Source organism: Methylobacterium sp. A52T, assembly GCF_053346095.1.
On the sequence record NZ_JBKFBI010000270.1, the window covers coordinates 1 to 2,770 of the forward strand.

Annotated in this window: 2 protein-coding genes; both read right to left on the minus strand. The window is 77.7% G+C overall.

The genetic code is table 11. The features are described 5' to 3' along the window. On the minus strand, positions 1-320 hold a 320-nt coding region (locus ACLBYE_RS30185), incomplete at its 3' end, for a WGR domain-containing protein (RefSeq protein ID WP_447696984.1). Positions 321-334: 14 nt separating this feature from the next. Continuing rightward, the coding region (locus ACLBYE_RS30190) for a DUF4132 domain-containing protein (protein ID WP_447696985.1) at positions 335-2,770 on the minus strand (2,436 nt) is incomplete at its 5' end.

A 2,770-nucleotide genomic window follows, 5' to 3' on the forward strand; every position in this document is an offset into this window, starting at 1 on the left:
GCTGGCTCGACAACCGTCTCGCCGACCGGCCCGGACGCCTGCGCCGGGGCGGGCTTCCTGGCGGCGGCGGCGGTCGGTGCCGCGGCGGGCGCCGCGGCCGAGGCGGGCGCCGCTCCGTCGGTGCGGACGTAGCCCTTGGCGGTCTTCTCGCGGACGAGCTTGTCCTTCTCCTTCGCGGCCGCGGCCGCGTCGGCGCAGGTCTTGTCCTTGCTCTGGCCCTGGGTGCCGAGACGCCCGAACCGGACGGTGAGCGTCGGGCCGGAGACGCCGACCTCCCAGAACTTGGCCGCGCTGCCCTCGACCAGCTCGTAGCGTTCCATGGGGTCTCTCCCTCTCACGCGTCGCCGGCGGCGGCGAGCAGGCTCGGCGTCCGCAGGACCTCGCTCGCGGTCACCGGGTCGAGGTCGCCGAACCGGTGGGTCGCCGCGGCGCGCCAGCCGGTCTCCGACAGGGTCAGGGTCCGCAGCGTCTGGATCCCGTCGCCCTCCGGGCCGGGCCGGTGCCAGAACCCGTCCTCGAATCGGAGCACCGCGACGAGGCGGGTACCGTCGGGCAGCGCGACCGGGCGCTGCACCGCATGGACGTGCTCGCCCCCCGTGTCGGTCGACCAGCCCTGGGGCCGCAGCCCCCGCAGGCGGCGGCCGCCCACCCGGACCCCGTCGAAGCGGTGGGTCTCGGCGGCGCCACGCTCGGCCTCGGTGAACGCGAAGGTCTCGCGGGCGAGCTGCGGGAACGGCTGGGCGATCTCGTAATCGGCGAACAGGCCGCTCCAGGCGGTCCGTTCCCCCGGGTCGAGGTGCAGGGGATGGACGAGGCCGACCACGCCCTCGGCCGCCGCGATGTCGAGGGCGAGGGCGTCGTCCGCGGCGTCGGTCGGCGAGAGATCCTCCGCGAGGCGGAAGACCTGCCCCGGCGGCGTCGCGGGCGCGGCGTCCGGGTAGAGGCCCCAGACGAGCCGCCCGGCGAGGTGGCGGATCAGCGGGTGGGCGGCGAAGAACGGCCAGAACACCCCGGGGGCGACGCGGCGCTGGGACGCCAGCATGGCCTCGAGCCGGGTGATCTGCAGGCCGGCCGCGGCCTCCGCATCCTTGCGCAGCGCCGCCCAGTGCCGGGACGCCGCCTTGGCGGCTTCGGGATCGTCCGCCTTGGTCGGGCGGGGCAGGGCGGCGAGCCGCCGGCCCTCGGCGTCGCGCAGGACGGGCTTCAGGGTCTCGTCGAAGCCGACCCGGAACCGGCGCTCCCCGAAGGACAGGTCGAGCCCGCCCCGCGCGTCGAGGCCGAGATCCGGGGAGAGCCGGTCGGCGAGGTCGACCTCGTCGAGGCCGCGGGCCTCGGCGGCGTCGACGATGGCGGCGCGGGCGGCTTCGCGCAGCTGCAGCAGCGGGCTCTTCTCGGCGATGGCGCTGAGGTTCATAAGCGCCACGTCGGTGCCGATCCCGGCGAGCACGGCGATGCCGGCCTTGCCGCGCGGCTTGAGGCCGGCCTGCCCCCAGGCGCGGATCTGGCGGGTGAGGTCGCGGGCGGCGTGGTCGCCGCCGATCAGGGCGAGCGCCAGCATCGCCCACTCCCCCGTCGCCTTGGCGCCGGCGGCGATCCAGGACTGGAACAGCGCGACCGCGAAGGCGTCGAGGCTCTCCGGCGTGCAGGCGGCGCGGACCTGCGCGACGCCCGCGTAGGGCGCGAGCGGGTCCGAGAAGGCGAGCATCTCGCACAGGGCGGTGACGGCGGCGTCGGGCAGGGCGCCGCCGCTCCGCAGGACCGGGCGGGGCAGGGCGGCGGGGACCACCCAGTCGGGGAGCTTCGGCGGCTTGGACGGCACCTGATCCAGCGGGTCGCTGTCGACGCCGGCGGCCACCGCCCCGGGCACGCCGGGATCCCGCTCCGCGTAGGCCGCGACGGCGGCGTCGAGGGCGGCGCGCCCCGCAGGCTCGGCGGCGAGGAAGCGCAGGGCCGCGTCGGCCGCGTCGCGGTCCGGGCCGGCAGGTCCGAGAGTCTCGGGCAGGAGCCGCAGCGCGGCGGTGCGGGGATGGGCGCGCAGCCACGCCGCCGCCGCCGGCCGGAGCTTCCGGGTGCGGTGGAAGGCCCGGGCGGCGACCGGGGCGAGGTCGGCGGCGTCCACCGGCTCGACCTCCGGCAGGAGCAGCGCCGGATCCGCCGCGACGAGGCGGACGAGGCCGGGCACGGCCCGCGCGCCGAAGCGCGACAGCATCACCGCGATGGTGCGCCGCCACGCGACGTAGTGGGCGCGCTGCGGCCCGGTCTTCTCCCACAGCATCAGCGCCAGGGGCTCGGGCTGCCACCCGACCATCCGGAACCAGGGCCCGTAGTTGAAGTAGAAGAAGCCGGTGAACGCGTCGCGGTCCAGGTCGAGCCGGCGGTCGAGCCAGGCCAGGGCGGTGGCCGGATCCGCGTCGGCGGCGGGCACGGGCTCGGCCGGCGGCGGGATCGGCATGTCGTAGAGGGCCTCCGCCTCGGTGGCGCGGATCCGCGCCGCGAGGTCCGTCATGGACTCCACCAGCGTCCCGGCCTCGAAGTAGAAGGTGCTGCGGTCGAGGGCCTCGTCGGGGTCGAAGCCGTGCGCGAAGGGCGTCGGGATCGGCGCCACCGCCCGTTCCGACCGGGCGCGCGCGGCCCCGCGCCGCCGCCAGGGCGGGTCCCGGAGCACCGGCGGCAGGGTCTCCGGCGCCGCCTGCGGTGCGCTGCCGGCGGCGAGCAGCCGGTCCAGGCGCCCCGCGCCCCGGCCTCCCTCGGCCGCCCCCCCGGCGCGGGC